Origin of the sequence: Halomonas sp. 11-S5, assembly GCF_029889825.1 — a bacterium.
Lineage (GTDB): Bacteria > Pseudomonadota > Gammaproteobacteria > Pseudomonadales > Halomonadaceae > Halomonas.
This window is the reverse complement of sequence record NZ_JARANW010000041.1, coordinates 1-13,839: the sequence shown is the minus strand read 5'-3', so window position 1 is coordinate 13,839 and position 13,839 is coordinate 1. Positions and strand designations below refer to the sequence as shown.

Annotated in this window: 19 protein-coding genes and 1 pseudogene; 3 read left to right on the top strand and 17 right to left on the bottom strand. The window is 57.7% G+C overall.

All coding sequences use genetic code 11. The annotated features are described in order from the left end of the window. Positions 1–128: 128 nt before the first annotated feature. From OP497_RS17095 to cysQ, 6 genes are all read right to left on the bottom strand, one after another. On the bottom strand, positions 129–1,409 hold the full coding sequence (locus tag OP497_RS17095; protein ID WP_280550645.1) for a hypothetical protein: 1,281 nt from the start codon (positions 1,407–1,409) through the stop codon (positions 129–131). Then, positions 1,406–2,164 carry a hypothetical protein gene (locus OP497_RS17090; RefSeq protein WP_280550642.1) on the bottom strand — a complete coding sequence of 253 codons (759 nt, stop codon included), beginning with the start codon at positions 2,162–2,164 and terminating at the stop codon, positions 1,406–1,408. The genes OP497_RS17095 and OP497_RS17090 overlap by 4 nt, the downstream gene beginning before the upstream one ends. Before the next feature lie 565 nt (positions 2,165–2,729). Next, positions 2,730–3,842, bottom strand: coding sequence for a Wzz/FepE/Etk N-terminal domain-containing protein (locus OP497_RS17085; protein ID WP_280550641.1), 1,113 nt, complete (start codon positions 3,840–3,842; stop codon positions 2,730–2,732). Positions 3,843–4,193: 351 nt separating this feature from the next. After that, positions 4,194–4,631 carry a low molecular weight protein-tyrosine-phosphatase gene (locus OP497_RS17080; protein WP_280550640.1) on the bottom strand — a complete coding sequence of 146 codons (438 nt, stop codon included), beginning with the start codon at positions 4,629–4,631 and terminating at the stop codon, positions 4,194–4,196. Between the two features lie 222 nt (positions 4,632–4,853). After that, positions 4,854–6,278 (bottom strand): MBL fold metallo-hydrolase, encoded by a 1,425-nt coding sequence (locus tag OP497_RS17075; protein WP_280550638.1) that lies wholly within the window; start codon positions 6,276–6,278, stop codon positions 4,854–4,856. Between the two features lie 97 nt (positions 6,279–6,375). After that, complete coding sequence (gene cysQ, locus OP497_RS17070) at positions 6,376–7,221, bottom strand: 3'(2'),5'-bisphosphate nucleotidase CysQ (RefSeq protein WP_280550637.1); 846 nt, start codon at positions 7,219–7,221, stop codon at positions 6,376–6,378. 116 nt (positions 7,222–7,337) lie between these two features. Here cysQ and OP497_RS17065 point away from each other — a divergent pair, with 116 nt between their 5' ends. After that, a complete protein-coding gene (locus OP497_RS17065; protein WP_280550634.1) occupies positions 7,338–7,520 on the top strand; it encodes a hypothetical protein in 183 nt (60 codons plus the stop codon). A gap of 6 nt (positions 7,521–7,526) precedes the next feature. Here the strand turns inward: OP497_RS17065 and mscL are convergent, their stop codons facing one another. The 4 genes from mscL to OP497_RS17045 form a co-directional block, all read right to left on the bottom strand. Continuing rightward, positions 7,527–7,973: a large conductance mechanosensitive channel protein MscL gene (gene mscL, locus OP497_RS17060; protein ID WP_280550632.1), complete on the bottom strand. Its 447-nt coding sequence runs from the start codon at positions 7,971–7,973 to the stop codon at positions 7,527–7,529. Between the two features lie 150 nt (positions 7,974–8,123). After that, a complete protein-coding gene (locus OP497_RS17055; protein ID WP_280550630.1) occupies positions 8,124–8,600 on the bottom strand; it encodes a hypothetical protein in 477 nt (158 codons plus the stop codon). Next, the gene (locus OP497_RS17050) at positions 8,597–8,899 is read right to left on the bottom strand and encodes a nucleotidyltransferase domain-containing protein (protein WP_280550628.1); all 303 of its coding nucleotides are present in this window, start codon (positions 8,897–8,899) and stop codon (positions 8,597–8,599) included. The genes OP497_RS17055 and OP497_RS17050 overlap by 4 nt, the downstream gene beginning before the upstream one ends. Before the next feature lie 184 nt (positions 8,900–9,083). Next, complete coding sequence (locus OP497_RS17045; RefSeq protein ID WP_280550626.1) at positions 9,084–9,503, bottom strand: phasin family protein; 420 nt, start codon at positions 9,501–9,503, stop codon at positions 9,084–9,086. Positions 9,504–9,711: 208 nt separating this feature from the next. On the opposite strand from OP497_RS17045, the gene OP497_RS17040 reads away from it, so the two are divergent. Further along, on the top strand, positions 9,712–10,419 hold the full coding sequence (locus OP497_RS17040; protein ID WP_280550624.1) for a transposase: 708 nt from the start codon (positions 9,712–9,714) through the stop codon (positions 10,417–10,419). Between the two features lie 65 nt (positions 10,420–10,484). On the opposite strand, the gene OP497_RS17035 is transcribed toward OP497_RS17040, so the two are convergent. From OP497_RS17035 to OP497_RS17010, 6 genes are all read right to left on the bottom strand, one after another. Further along, the gene (locus OP497_RS17035) at positions 10,485–10,748 is read right to left on the bottom strand and encodes a Txe/YoeB family addiction module toxin (RefSeq protein WP_280550622.1); all 264 of its coding nucleotides are present in this window, start codon (positions 10,746–10,748) and stop codon (positions 10,485–10,487) included. Then, on the bottom strand, positions 10,745–10,987 hold the full coding sequence (locus OP497_RS17030) for a type II toxin-antitoxin system Phd/YefM family antitoxin (RefSeq protein ID WP_280550620.1): 243 nt from the start codon (positions 10,985–10,987) through the stop codon (positions 10,745–10,747). The genes OP497_RS17035 and OP497_RS17030 overlap by 4 nt, the downstream gene beginning before the upstream one ends. A gap of 353 nt (positions 10,988–11,340) precedes the next feature. Next, positions 11,341–11,622: a helix-turn-helix domain-containing protein gene (locus OP497_RS17025; protein WP_280550618.1), complete on the bottom strand. Its 282-nt coding sequence runs from the start codon at positions 11,620–11,622 to the stop codon at positions 11,341–11,343. 400 nt (positions 11,623–12,022) lie between these two features. Beyond that, positions 12,023–12,301, bottom strand: coding sequence for a DUF2442 domain-containing protein (locus tag OP497_RS17020; RefSeq protein WP_280550616.1), 279 nt, complete (start codon positions 12,299–12,301; stop codon positions 12,023–12,025). Positions 12,302–12,514: 213 nt separating this feature from the next. Beyond that, positions 12,515–12,784, bottom strand: a complete 270-nt coding sequence (locus OP497_RS17015; protein ID WP_280550614.1) for a type II toxin-antitoxin system RelE/ParE family toxin — start codon at positions 12,782–12,784, stop codon at positions 12,515–12,517. Next, positions 12,768–12,989: a TraY domain-containing protein gene (locus tag OP497_RS17010; RefSeq protein ID WP_280550612.1), complete on the bottom strand. Its 222-nt coding sequence runs from the start codon at positions 12,987–12,989 to the stop codon at positions 12,768–12,770. The genes OP497_RS17015 and OP497_RS17010 overlap by 17 nt, the downstream gene beginning before the upstream one ends. Before the next feature lie 170 nt (positions 12,990–13,159). Here OP497_RS17010 and OP497_RS17005 point away from each other — a divergent pair, with 170 nt between their 5' ends. Beyond that, positions 13,160–13,375: a hypothetical protein gene (locus tag OP497_RS17005; RefSeq protein WP_280550610.1), complete on the top strand. Its 216-nt coding sequence runs from the start codon at positions 13,160–13,162 to the stop codon at positions 13,373–13,375. A 176-nt stretch (positions 13,376–13,551) separates the two neighbouring features. Here OP497_RS17005 and OP497_RS17000 read toward each other — a convergent pair. Then, positions 13,552–13,839 (bottom strand): annotated as a pseudogene (locus tag OP497_RS17000) (hypothetical protein); the annotation flags it as partial.

Here is a 13,839-nt window from a genome sequence, read left to right as displayed (position 1 = left end):
CGCCCCCCCCCCCCCCCCCCCCCCCCCCCCCCCCCCCCCCCCCCCCCCCCCCCCCCCCCCCCCCCCCCCCCCCCCCCCCCCCCCCCCCCCCCCCCCCCCCCCCCCCCCCCCTACCAGACACCTAAATGCTAGATTTTCACATTTCTAACACTTGAAAAGTTGACAACAAAACGCAACAAATAAATAGCAAATATAAAAATAAAGCCTATATACAAATCACCGGTTTGCGCCAGCTGCAAGTTAGCTGGCATGTAAATAAGTATGTGAAAAAAATATGAAAATACAACCAAACTGAAAACATCACCATGCTTATAAAAAGCAATAAAAGAATACCCCATCCAGAAAAAAATAAAGAAAATTATTATTGGTATAATTGCATACGGAACATCATTCGCCATCCATACGAAACCGGAAGACCAATGCCCTTTAGATGACCACCCTAATGAATCAAGCTGTCTAACAAGGTTTTCAGATTTACTTATCCCGGCCAAACTGCCCAAATACTCCAAACTCTTTGAATGCCCCAACCCCCATGAAGAATTAAAATCACCATCAAATGATGATGCCAACCCATAATACCCTTGTGTTAAATAACTTGAAAGCAGTGATGTTACAAAATTGATAGGATCACCAGAGTCGACTTCGTAACATATATCTGTTGATGAAAAGCACCTTGATTCTACATCACCAAGCCTATCTGATTTTTTATGGTAGAACTCAAACACTATTAACGAAACAAATAATATAAAAATTAAAAAATATTTTAAATACTTCACTTTATAAAATAATTTAAAAACCATATTCGGCCTACAAGCCAAAAAAACGGAAAAAACAATTATAAAAGTATCGAAAATCTCTTTATCTGTCCCACGAAAAACTGACATAGCAAAATACAGGAAAACCAAAATTACAAAGTATTTTTTATCTTTATTTTCGTTTATATAGCGCATTGCAAAGTACGGCAAAGAAAAAAGTATAAAGGGGGAGAGAATAATTTTTAAAATTATTAGCCATGCCCTTTCCATCCTATCCCCGGACACCATTTCATGCATAGACTGATAAGCATCAAGCGGTGAAAGCAGAAGGGCAAAGAAATCCGTTAGGTTATTCCCGGTGTATACATTAACAATAGGATAAAATAACCCCACATAAGCCAGAAAACCAACAATGGCATATTGCCTACATGCCACTTTCTTAGCCATTCTAATCTTAATAGAGGCGGCAGCTAAATACCCACAAACCCCTGAAATCAAGCTGGAAAAAAAGAATAAAAGCAAAAGAAAGTCATTCTTTGATGGGTACTCAATTACCAAATCAAAAAAGTAAACCAAGAAAGTAATGCACCAAAAAGTTCCAACAACTATTAGAGGGGAAAATTTTGACGCATGCAAACCAGAAAAATTATTCATAACTTATATAACATCTTACCACATTTTGGCCTTCTATTAAATTCCTCTTCAACAGAAAGTATAAAACCCGCCTCCTTTGTAACTTCGTATTTTACAAGCACCCCCTTCCGAATTTTAATTTTTTCCAAAATCGAAGATATGTACTTATAATACCTCCTTGGGATTAACTTTATAAACAACGAAAAGACAGGAAAAGACAATAAATACTCTCTAATACTCATTGGATTTGAGAAATACCCATTTTCTGTTGTTTTTTTCTGATTTTCAAACCCATCCATAATCTTACTTTCTTGAGATAAGGAGAACCCTAGATCTTTAGCCATACCTGAAACACCCTCTGGTAGAAGGCAAAGGCTTTCATAAGAATATATCTTGATTTTTTCGCAAGAAAAACATGATGAAACAACGCTTATAAAATATTTATAATTGAAAATTTTAGCTTGATTGCTATATTTCACAAACTCAAAATAGCTAGGAAACTTTTTCCGCAAAATGGAAAAGCATTCCACGTAAAAAGAATACGATGCCTTTATTGGGTCACGATACATAACTACCAAATAATCCAACGCAGCATCAACATCTTCCAAAATCACAGCTAGCCTGCGGATCTTTTCCTGCCAAGTTGACTTGTAAGTATCTACAAGTATCATCTCTTCAGAAATTAAAAAAACCTTCCCATCGAGAGTTGAAAACTCATGTACAAACCTAGATTTTTCATGCTGAAACTCTTTATCAGAGCATTCTAGGGATCTCATCAGTATCTTAGACAGGTCTCGACAGTCCTCCTGATAAAACTTACCCAGATAACAACAGTTATTAAAATTCGGAAATATTTTCTTTTGAAGATACGTCGAAGCTGTCTTAGGAAGACCTGCGTGAATAATGATTTTTTTCATAAATTTACAATTTTCAAAAAGAAAATAAAGATATCACCTTGTGAAGCCTGGATTCATAGAATAACCGCAGCACTTTGGACCACACGGAAGAGGCAGGGCAGGGAAAACGCATGAAAAATCTTACACCGCGAGAATGTCCGCAAGGTAGGTCTCATCCAGCGCCGCTTTCTTCTGTTTCCGCCGGATGCCGCCCTTGAAACGCTTCTCTCCTTTCAGCTAATTCAAGGCGATATGCCGAACCCTGGCGAGGTTTTCAGCAGCCTGACCACGGTGGATCTTGCAGGCATCTTCGCGCAGCGCCATATCCAGCGACCAGTGAAGCTTAGCTTCTATAAACCATAAACCAATGCTGACGGGCCGCTTGACAACTACCGGTGATGAGGAATTTCATAGGGGAATAACCAAATAGATCGAAGGAGTAGAATCAACCGCGCTTTGCGCGATACGACCTCAAGCTACCCGCAAACCTCGCCAGGAACACCAACATCACGCCGGCCATGCCGCCTACTATCAGTGAGAGAGCGAGAATCAACGCCTTACGCGGCTCGCTCGGTGCTGCAGGACGGAACGCATACTCGACAACATCTATCACGCGATCCGTGTGATTAGGTTCTACACCCTCATCCACACCATAGAGTCGGTTGCTGGAAAGAAGACTGGAGATCCGCTTTCTCTGCTCGAATTGTTGCTCAATTTCACGAATCATCATATTGCTCAATCCATCGTCAATGGATTCTTTAAGCGTGTCTCGGTCGGCTTCCAGGGCTTCATAACCCATGAAGTACAGAGGAAGTGAGCCGTCGTTGCCGATGTTGGCATAGATCACTTGACTACCACTGGGCTGGCGGCCGAACTGCTGAGGCGTGGTCGGCTTCTCGATACCGAGCCGACGAGCCACGGTGATCGCTTGTTCGAGTTTGAAAAGTCTATCTTCCCGAGAACGCTTCAGGGTTTCTTTATGCAATTGAAGTTCATTGAACAGGCTAGCAAGCTGCGCACGGCTGTGATCTTCGAATCGGTTTCGTAGTGTCGTCCAGACCTTTTCCGAGGTATTACCGACATAATCATTGAGAATCTCGGCACCCTCTTCTCCTTCTGGGTACCGATACTCTATGTTCATCATCATCTGACTATTGCCATCGGCACTCAGGCCTCCAACAGTCAGTCGATTAGCAAACACCTGCCCCAGATCCGCTTCAGGGTCGATCTGGAAACGATCCTGATTGTCCTCAACGAAACGTTCGAAGTTCTGGAAACTCGAAAGCCGATTGCCCAGTGTCCGATACGCTTCTCCCGGGGTGACCTCAAAGCCATTCATCAGGTTGAAGCCGGAGAAGTTCGAGGCGGATGCCGGAACCGCGCGAAACGCTGTCTCGTAGGTGGGCGTGGTCACGGCCAGGTAGGCGAAGGCTGCCACCACGGCCAGACCGACCATGCCAACGATCCAGTACCAGCCTTCGATCAGCATCAACGCCAGGTCACGCAGGTCGATCTCGTCGTCATGGTAGCCAGGGCTCGGCTGTTCTTCCGGGCTCATCGGTAAGTTTTCCTTAATATGCCTGTCGAGTGGGCACGCTACCGCCCGGGGATTGTTCCGGACGCATTCCCATGCCCTGTCAATAAGTCTGGAGACCCGCGCTTAGCCTGAGGTGTGACGAAGCGCCATCCCTATTTTGAGACGCTATTCTAAACCAGCGCCCTAGGGGCCACTACGCCTTGTGGGCGGCGACCGCCTGCACGCTGTCGCTGGGCTAATTCTAATTGGCCGGAGAAGGATACAGCCTTTGCCCTGAGGTTCAAAGCGACCGACCCCGCCTTCGATGCACGCCGGCCGCGCCAGTCGCTGGACAAGGTAAATCCATTGAAGAATCCATCAGATAAGCTTGCATCAGAGCCTGGATGCCCAACGGTCTGTGGCGAGGCGTAAACGCTCGTGTACCTCCTCGAAGACCCGGCGACTCTTCCGGTAGGGATCGGGGATCTGCCGTCCGTGACTCTCCTCCAGCCAGTGGCCCAGCAGCAGGGTCTTGCCCAGGGCCTCGGGCACCAGCTCGCCAACGGCCTGGCGCTGCCCCTCGCTCATCACCAGCACGATATCGGCGCTTCTGATCATCTCCGGGGTGAGCTGGCGGGCGCGGTGACCGACCACTTCCAGGCCATCGGCTTCCGCCAGCGACCGAGCGGTCGGCTCTACCCCCTGCCCGACCAGCGCTCCCAGCCCGGCGGATTCCACTCTGAGGCCTGGCAATGCGCGGGCGAGCATCGCCGCCGCCACCGGGCTGCGGCAGATGTTGCCGGTGCAGACGACAAGGATGTGGTGGAACATCGCGACCCTTCCATGGTGGTGCGCCAGGAAGTGTACCAGTGCTCACGGCGAGGAAGTTAGTCTCGAGATAACCCTCGCCGTGCGAGTCGAGGTGTCGAACCGACAAGGAGGTTCCTATCACCTTGTGGGAGCAGTGCTTGCAATCAATCGCCGTGCAAGTCGACGCGTCGAACCGACGGCTCCCACAAATTAGCAGCTCCTTTAGCACCTCCGCCGCCCCATCTATTGCTCTGCCAGGTGATCTCGGCCCAGGCTCACCTCGACCTCCCTGCCCGCGTCCCTCGCCCACTGCTCGATCCGCTCCTTTAGCACAAGCTGGGCGTCGTGGTCGCCGTGCACGAGGCGGATGTGGCGCGGCGGGTGGCGCATGCGGCGAATGAAGGCGAGCAGGTTGTGCTGGTCGGCGTGGGCGGAGTAGCCGCTGACGGTTTCGATATGCGCGCGGATGTCGAGGCGCTCGCCGTCGAGCTGCACCCAGCCGCCGCGGGGCCCGTAGCGCTGGATGTCGCGGCCCGGGGTGCCGGCGCCCTGGTAGCCGATGAACACCACGGCGTGGCGCGGGTCAGCCAGCATGCGCGTGAGGTAGTTGACCACCCGCCCGCCGGTGACCATGCCGCTGGCGGCGATCACCACTGCGGGGCGATGGGTGCGCGCCAGGTAGTCCACGGTCTGCTCGTGCTCGGCGTGGTCGTTCACGGTGTAGAGGTTATCGAAGCTCAGCGGGTGGCGGCCGCCGCGCAGCCGTCGGTGGGCCTCGGCGTCCCACCAGGGCCTGAGCTCGCGGTACACCTGGGTGAAGCGCGCGGCCAGGGGCGAGTCGACGATGATCTCGAGCTCGCGCCAGCGCGGATCCTTGGCGCCGTGGATCAGCCCTTCGAGCTCGTAGAGCAGCTCCTGGGTGCGGCCGATGCTGAAGGCGGGGATCACCACGCTGCCGGCGTTCTGAAGCGCCCGGTCGATGGCGGCCTCGAGCCGGGCGCGGCGGGTGGTGCGATCCTCGTGGGTACGATCGCCATAGGTGCTCTCGAGCACCAGGGTGTCGGCGCGATACGGGGCTCTGGGCGCCGGCAGCAGCGGCGCGTAGGGCGCACCCAGGTCGCCTGAGAACACCATGCGGTGGGCCCCGCCCGTGGTGCGGTCGTGTGTATCGATCTCCACATAGGCCGAGCCGAGGATATGCCCGGCGCGCTGCAGCTTGACGCGGACATGGTGGTGTTCGTCGTCGATCAGGGTATGCCACTGGCGGTAGTCCAGCGGCACCAGTCGCTCCTCCACCTCGGCCAGAAAGCGCTCGATCAGCGCCCGGTCGCGGGTGAAGCCGATCTTCAGCGCGTCCTCGATCACCAGCGGCAGCAGCCGCGCGGAGGGCACCGAGCAGAGGATCGGCCCTGTGTAACCGGCGGCCAGCAGGTAGGGCAGGCGGCCGATATGGTCGATGTGCACGTGGGTAACGATCAGCGCCAGCACGTCGTCCACCGGGAAGCGCACGCGGTGCTGTTCGAGGCTGTCGAGGTGGTCGGCGTCCTGGCCCTGGAAGAGCCCGCAATCCACCAGCAGCGCGCGGTCCTCGCTGACCTGCAGGCGGTGGCAGCTGCCGGTCACGCCTTCCGCGGCGCCGTGGTGGCGTATCTGTGGCGTGTTGTGCATGCGAGTGGCCTCCCTGCCGGCTATCCAGTATCCGCTATCCGATGCCCTCAGTGTAGGCAAGATTGGCGTCGGGGCAGCTGCCCCGGGGCGCAGCCTTTCAGCGGCTGTCCGGGTCGACCCGCAGGGCCTCGGCCAGTGCCTTCTCCCAGCGCGGGTCGCGCTGCCCGCAGGCGATGAAGCCGGGGTTGAGCAGGCTCTCGCCCTGGTTGCAGCGCAGCGGTTCGAGCGTTTCGACATTCAGCACCTGGCCGCCGGCGGCGGTCACGATGGCCTGGGCGGCGGCGGTATCCCACTCGTGGGTGGGTGCCAGGCGCGGGTAGAGGTCGGCCTGGCCCTCGGCGATCAGGCAGAACTTCAGCGAGCTGCCAATGTTCTGCGTGGCATGCGCGGGTAGTGCCCGGCAGAAGGTCTCGAAGGCGGCCAGGCCGTTGCGCCGGCTGCCCGCCACCTGCCAGGGCTCGCGCTCGGGATCGGGCAGTTCACGTACACCGATGGCGCGTTCACGCCCCCCTTCGCGGCGAAAGGCCCCCTGCCCTACCTGGCCCCACCAGGTCACGTCGCCCTCGGGCAGCGCCGGGGCATGCACGATGCCGAACACCGGCACCCCGGCCTCGACCAGCGCCACATTGAGGGTGAACTCGCCGTTGCCGGCGACGAACTCGCGGGTGCCGTCCAGGGGGTCGACCAGCCAGTAGCGCTCCCAGTGCCGACGGGTGGCGAAAGCGGTCTCGTCGGATTCCTCGGAGAGCACCGGCAGCCCCGGCAACTCGCGCTCGAGCAGCGCCAGCAAGGCATGGTGGGCGGCCATGTCGGCCTCGGTGAGCGGGCTGTCGTCGGCCTTGTGCTCGACGGTGAAGCCCCGGCGATAGATCGCCATCACCTCGCGCCCGGCGGCGTCCACGCCGGCGATCAGCCGCTCGATGGCAGGATGTTCCAGCCTCATGCAGAGTCTCCCTTACCGACATCTGCGACTTACGTCGTAGACAAGCGGTTGACCTCGGGTACAATGAAAACCGCTTCCATATCGATCAACCGGCCACCAGGCCTCGGAGACGCCTCATGTCCGTTATGCCATTTGCTCCCCTCTGGGACCAGCCGCTGCCGGCGCGAGCGCAGCAATCGGCCCGTCGTCGCCGCCGCAACGAACGATTCCTGACGTTATGGAGCCGCTCCGGCACGCGGCTGCACGGCAAGGCCTCCCGCACGCCCCGCGATCATCGCTTGCCGCGCGTCCATTTCTGAGCCTCATCACTCTCTCGGTGCATCCCCGCGCACCGGCGTGTTGCGCAGTTCATCGCGGATCTCGCGCAGCAGCAGGATCTCCTCCGGCGGTGCCGTGGGTGGCGTGGGCGCCTTGGCCTGCTGGCGGCGCAGGCGGTTGATGCCCTTGATCAGCAGAAAGACGGCGAAGGCCACGATCAGAAAGCTGACCACGTTGTTGACGAACACGCCGATGTTGAGCGTCACCGCCCCGGCGGCCGTGGCCTCGGCCAGGGTGGCGTAGGGCCCCTCGCCCTTGAGCACCAGGAAGATATCGGAGAAGTCGACGCCGCCCATCAGCAGCCCGATGGGCGGCATCAGCACGTCCTTCACCAGGCTCTGCACGATGGTGCCGAAGGCCCCGCCGACGATGATCCCCACCGCCATGTCCACCACGTTGCCGCGCACGGCAAATTCCTTGAACTCCCTCAGCATGCCTCGCTCTCTCCACGGTTGATAGCGGGTGACAGAATACCAGACGCCGGCAGCGCCCTGCCCTGGATAAGCAGGGCTATCGCATGAACAGAAGAGTTCTCATCGGGGTAGATGGTGAAATGCGCTTGAAGAATGGGGGTCTGTCCCCGATTAGCCCTGCGGCGGCATTCGATAGTGGCTGCTGAACGACTTTACGTGCTCCAGCGCGGCGAGCAGCTCTTCTCCCAGTGTGAAGGCCTTGTTGAGCAGGCTTGCCTGGATCTCGGGATCGTCTGGATAGTCATGAGAAAACTGATTGCGCATTTCGCGAAAACGCAACCACTGGGCGGCCGATCGAATGGCACCGATCTTCTCCAGGCGGTTGAGCTTGTCGATGAAGGCCGGGAACTCGCCCGGCTCCTGGGTCAGCTCGAGCACGCCGGGCAGGAGTCGTGCCCCCATGGCATCCTGAAGCTTGGAAAACCGGATCACGAATTGATCCACCACCGCGAGGTCCATTGGCGTGAAGTCGGCCAGGTCCTCAGGCGCGACAGGGAAGCGGTGTTTCAGTGTGCCCATCGCCCAGCGCAGTCGTTCAGCATGGCGTTCGCAGATGTCCAGGCTTCCCTCGAATGCTTCGTGGTTCACAGTGCCACTCCCGTCTCCCTCGCCACGCGATGCACCGGCAGATCCGGGCTCGCCTGTCGGCAGATCACCAGATCGATCTTCTGCTCACCCAGGCGCTGATGCAGCTCCACCATGGCAGTAAGCTTGGCCTCCACAATCTCGTCAGGGTCCTGCAGTTCCGGCTCTATGAACAAGTCGATATCCCCGCCTCGAGCCTGGTCATCCGCCCGGGAACCGAACAGCAGAATGCGAGTTGAGGCACCAAAATGGCGCGTCAGGATCGTTACGATCTCTTGGCGTTCTCGATCGCTCAAGCGCATCACTGCCTCCACCGCTCGAATTTTATGCCTGTAAGTTTAGCATGGGCCCCTTAGCAGACCGGCATCTTGTGCTGGGAATGGGGGTCTGTCCCCGATTACCCACACGCCAGCAGGCCGCCGATCGAGGAGGATCGGCGGCCTGCTGGTGACTTATGCTATCCCCGGCCCGTGGGCCGGGACAGGCTTACTTGGCCTTGGGCGCAGTTTCCTTGACGGCCTTGGTGGCGGTCTCGGTAGCGCCCTTGGCGGTTTCCTGGGCTTGCTTGACGTTGCTCTCGGTCAGCTTTTGGCTTTCCTCGGCGAACTCCTGCTGCAGGGCCACAACCTTCTCGGCGTCGCCCTTCAGGCGCTCGGTCAGCTCGTTGGCGACCTGCTGCTGGCCTTCCATGTAGTTCTTGAGGCCTTCGGCATCCTTGACCTCGACCAGGCTACGCAGCTGCGCCAGGCTGGTGTCGGCGTAGGCACGAGTCGCCTCGAGCTGGGCATTGATCAGCTTCTCGGTGGTATCGACCGAGAGTGCGGCGAAGGCGCGTGCCGGAGCGAACATGGATTCCAGCTGGGCGGTGTCGAAGTGCTTGGTATCAAAGGCGAAAAAGTTGGTCATGATGGAACCTCCTGGGTTCTGGATGACGTGGAACGGGAGAGCCCCGCTCTGCTGCAGTGCACAATAGCAAAGAGTTTTGTGCAGTGCAACATCCACCACGCCCTCTACCAAACCCTCGCTGGATGACAGGCGCTATCACCGATCTCGTACAGCAGCCGGCCCTCGGCTAGGCCATGCTTGGCGTAGCGTCGCCGATTCCGAGGCCCTCATGACCCGTCGCGCCCGCCTGCTGCTGCCCGGCACCCCGCTGCATCTCATTCAGCGCGGCAACAACCGCAGCGTCTGCTTTGCCGACGGCGACGACTGCCAGGCCTACCTGACCCTGCTGGACGAGGTCAGCCGTGCCTGCGGCGTGGCGATTCACGCCTATGTGCTGATGACCAACCATGTGCATCTGCTGGCCACCCCGGCGCAGGATCCGCAGGCGATCAGCGCAATGATGAAACGGCTCGGCCAGGTCTATGTACAGCGCTTCAACCGCCGCTACCGGCGCACCGGCACCCTGTTCGAGGGGCGCTTTCGCTCCTGCCTGGTGGGCGAAGCCCGCTACCTGCTGGCCTGTCACGCCTATATCGAACTCAACCCGCTGCGCGCCGGCATGGTGGCGCATCCGGCGGAGTACCGCTGGTCAAGCTATGCCGCCAACGCCCAGGGCAGCCCCGATCCGATCATCACGCCCCATGCGGTGATCCGTGATCTGGGCGGCACCCCCATCGAGCGCCATGCAGGCTACCGCGAGCTGTTTCGTGAGTATCTGGAGGAAGGGCTTGTCGACGAGATCCGCCAGGTCACCCACAGCGGGCTGGTGCTGGGAACGCCGCGCTTCCAGCAGCAGGTCGCCGAACTGCTGGGCCGACGCACCGTGCGCGGCACGCCGGGGCGCAAGCCAAGGCCCCCACGGGAGGATGTCGAATAAAGGGAGCAGGGGGAAAAAGGGAAAGGGGGTCAGGAAAGGGGGTCTGTCCCCGATTATTCGCCCGATTATTCGTAGTGACTCCATAGACGGAGCACTTTGACCACACGCTCGCCATCAATCACCTGGTACACCAGTCGGTGTTGAATGTTGATGCGGCGGGAATAGGCGCCAGAAAGATCACCCACCAGCTTTTCAAAGGGAGGCGGCTTACGGTAAGGGTCTTGCGACAGCAGAGCCAGCAGCTCCTGGGCATTTGGCTTCAGGCCACTCGACGCCAGCTTCCTGGCATCTTTCTGGGCCTGCTTGGTGTAAACCAGCTTCCATGTCACCAATCCAACGCCTCGTCGCACTCATCGACAGGAGTATCCATTCCTTCTCGAAGGGTTTCGCGCATACCGGGCACGGAAAGCAAGTAGAGCGTTTCCTGAATGGCAGACCAGTCCTCCTCGGACACCAGAACCGCCTTGTTGCGCTTCCCCATGATGACGATGGGCTGATGGGACTCGGCGGCCTGATCGATCAACCGATAAAGGTTGCTGCGTGCCTCGGTCGCTGTGATACCGGTCATGATGCACCTCATACATGATCCAACCTCACAGGATTGTAAGCCTTTCAAGACGTACGTCAAGACGAACGTAACTGGCCGGCCGCGACACACCCTCAAGGAAATGGGGGTCAGGAAATGGGGGTCTGTCCCTGACGGATCCCCACGGAAAGAAATGGGGGTCTGTCCCCGATTAGCCCCCGGGCATGCCGCCATTTCGCCGGCTCTGGCCGTGCGCCTGGAGCGCGCCGGCGCCGGCACTGCGCGACACTGGCTTGCGATGCAGACCGCCTATGACCTCTGGCAAGCCGAGCACAGCGAACAGCCCGAGGTACGACAGTTAGCCTCTTGAACTGGAAATGGGGGTCTGTCTCCGATTAGCCCGCCAGGTCGCGCAGCGCCTCGGGGTGCTTTTCCGCCACACGCAGCAAGGTACGCGCAGTACCGGTAGGCTCACGCCGCCCCTGCTCCCAACCACGCAAGGTGCCGGGGCTAACGTCCAATAGCTCGGCAAACTCCTTTTGCGAGAGTCCCAACCGATGGCGAATCTGAGCAGCCATGGGGACCTCGACCCGAGTGACCCGAACCGCCTCACCACGCTTCATCTGGCGCACGGACTCCAGCAGATCACGCCCAATCTGATCCAGTTCTTTATCCATGGTCCAGCTCCTCTCTCAATTGTCTCAACAGCGATGCGGGCAGATTGTCAAACTTCGACTTCGAGTACACGATCAGCAACCATACCTGGCCATCATCGAGGGTGTTGTAGCGATGCCTTGGCGCCGCCAGCGGACCTTTCGTACACCACCCGTGCCCGGAATGACATCTCCTGCCAGAGGATCTGCAGCAAACCAGGTAATGAAGGCCTCTCGCTCATCATCTTGCCAGATCTGCTCCGCATAACGCCGAAACATGGCAGTTTCGATAACCGTGTACATGGAATCATGATACGTCAATGACGCACTTCCCGCTAGTGGAACACCAAAACGCCAACGGCCGGCATCTCTGCCGCTGGTGAGTTCAGGTCAGGAGGGAAATGGGGGTCTCCCCGATTAGCCATCATGCGACCCGAGAGGAATGACGGCGCGTCTGGTCGCCACGTCCAGCAAGCAGGCCTGCGACGGAGATGTCTTCGTCCAGGCTCTCCCAATGTAAGCCCTCACCACGACCGATCAGCTCCCATTGATCACGCTGCTCAGGAGTACTGTGCAGCAGGCGGGGAAACCAGGCTAGCGGTATCGACAACTCACGACCATCGTCCAGGGCGATACGGAAGGCATCGGTCGTGAAACTCACATCAACCGCCAGCGGATCAGATTCAAGGTTCAAAGTGCGCATACCATGCCTCCATAAAATAGGATTGGTGCCGTTCGACCAGTTTGCGAAGGTGATTGATCTCATGAGCACGCAAGCCTTTGCTCGATTGTAGCTCAACTGGGTCCAACCAGAACTTCGCGATCTGACTTCCGGCAACCGTCTCGATCAACCCCGACACCACCAACGGTCGGCCGCTGGTGAGTTCAGGTCAGGAGGGAAATGGGGGGCGTCCGACTAGCCCTCATAGACATCCTTGCGATGGGCCGCCCGGACCACCAGTACCACCAGCCTGTCATCCTGAATCTGGCAGATGATGCGGTAATCTCCCACACGATAGCGCCAGAACTCCATCAACTCGCCCCTCAAGGGCTTGCCCAGTAGGCGCGGATGCTCCAGAGACACCACCCGCTCTTCCAGGTAGGCACGAATGCGCCGGCGGTGTTGAGGGTCGATCTTCTTGAAACTCTTTGCTGCTGAAGCCAGATACTCAATCTTCCAGGTCACGCCAGAACTCCTCGGAGGTCATGACACGATCCCGGCCCTGACGAAGCTGCTCAAGCGCATGCTCGGCCAGATAGGCATCCTCCAGCTCGTCGAGATGCTCGGCGATCAGCTTACGGAGGTAAAATGTCTTGGAGCGCCCTGTCGCCCGGGACAGATGGGCCAGGCGTGCCTCGATTTCCGGATCCAGGCGGAGACTGATAGGCATGATGCTTGCCTCTTGTGATACATGCGATCAATGTATCGCAGCTTGGCCGAAAACACCAGCGGCCGGCATCTCTGCCGGCCGCTGGTTGATTCAGGCTAGGTCGGAATTGGGTCCGGAATTGGGGGTCGGAATTGGGGGTCTGTCCCCGATTAGCCTTGGGCTCCGCCGAGATGGTCGGGACCTATCGCCAGTGGGCAGAAAGACAAGCAACGCTGTTACCCAACCCCGAACTTTACCAGAACATGATTCTGGCCGACGAGGCGTCTGCGCAAAAGGACGACGATACCCAACAGCGTTTCGAACAACTCTTCCCGCATTTTGCCCAGAAGCTGGAGGCGCAGGACGAGGCCAAACTGGCGAGCCAACCTGGTACGCTGCAGCGATAGAACACTCGACGCTGTCACGAGCCACCGACGGCTCAAGCAAGTGACGGAAATGAGGACTCGGCAGAGACTGCCGTCGATTACTTGGAATTTGGAAAAGCCAGCGGCCGGCATCACTGCCAGCCACTGGTTGATTCAGGCTAGGTCGGAAATGGGCGGAAATGGGGGTCTGTCCCCGATTAGCCCGAAATGGGGGTCTGTCCCTGAAGGATCCCCCATAATGCCTGCTCCTTGACCTCCTCACGAAGGTTCTCTCGGAGAATTTTCCAGGAGGGCCAGGGCACGGCGCCGGGCCGTTGACGCCGAAGCCACTCCAGTCCCAGGCGCCACACGGACAGCACGTTCCGGTGCCGGATACTGTTGCTCTGGTAGCGCTGCTGTTGCCCGCTGTCACGGACGTGCAGGCCGGCAACCATCGTGGCGACATTGGCCAGCATGGCGATCAGCAGCAGGATCTCGATGCGCTT

Bases quoted from the DNA above. Each gene is read 5' to 3' on its own strand.
- OP497_RS17095 (WP_280550645.1), bottom strand. From the start codon at position 1,409: ATGAATAATTTTTCTGGTTTGCATGCGTCAAAATTTTCCCCTCTAATA.
- OP497_RS17090 (WP_280550642.1), bottom strand. From the start codon at position 2,164: ATGAGATCCCTAGAATGCTCTGATAAAGAGTTTCAGCATGAAAAATCT.
- OP497_RS17085 (WP_280550641.1), bottom strand. From the start codon at position 3,842: ATGAGCCCGGAAGAACAGCCGAGCCCTGGCTACCATGACGACGAGATC.
- OP497_RS17080 (WP_280550640.1), bottom strand. From the start codon at position 4,631: ATGTTCCACCACATCCTTGTCGTCTGCACCGGCAACATCTGCCGCAGC.
- OP497_RS17075 (WP_280550638.1), bottom strand. From the start codon at position 6,278: ATGCACAACACGCCACAGATACGCCACCACGGCGCCGCGGAAGGCGTG.
- cysQ (WP_280550637.1), bottom strand. From the start codon at position 7,221: ATGAGGCTGGAACATCCTGCCATCGAGCGGCTGATCGCCGGCGTGGAC.
- OP497_RS17065 (WP_280550634.1), top strand. From the start codon at position 7,338: ATGTCCGTTATGCCATTTGCTCCCCTCTGGGACCAGCCGCTGCCGGCG.
- mscL (WP_280550632.1), bottom strand. From the start codon at position 7,973: ATGCTGAGGGAGTTCAAGGAATTTGCCGTGCGCGGCAACGTGGTGGAC.
- OP497_RS17050 (WP_280550628.1), bottom strand. From the start codon at position 8,899: ATGCGCTTGAGCGATCGAGAACGCCAAGAGATCGTAACGATCCTGACG.
- OP497_RS17045 (WP_280550626.1), bottom strand. From the start codon at position 9,503: ATGACCAACTTTTTCGCCTTTGATACCAAGCACTTCGACACCGCCCAG.
- OP497_RS17040 (WP_280550624.1), top strand. From the start codon at position 9,712: ATGACCCGTCGCGCCCGCCTGCTGCTGCCCGGCACCCCGCTGCATCTC.
- OP497_RS17030 (WP_280550620.1), bottom strand. From the start codon at position 10,987: ATGACCGGTATCACAGCGACCGAGGCACGCAGCAACCTTTATCGGTTG.
- OP497_RS17025 (WP_280550618.1), bottom strand. From the start codon at position 11,622: ATGGATAAAGAACTGGATCAGATTGGGCGTGATCTGCTGGAGTCCGTG.
- OP497_RS17020 (WP_280550616.1), bottom strand. From the start codon at position 12,301: ATGCGCACTTTGAACCTTGAATCTGATCCGCTGGCGGTTGATGTGAGT.
- OP497_RS17010 (WP_280550612.1), bottom strand. From the start codon at position 12,989: ATGCCTATCAGTCTCCGCCTGGATCCGGAAATCGAGGCACGCCTGGCC.
- OP497_RS17005 (WP_280550610.1), top strand. From the start codon at position 13,160: ATGGTCGGGACCTATCGCCAGTGGGCAGAAAGACAAGCAACGCTGTTA.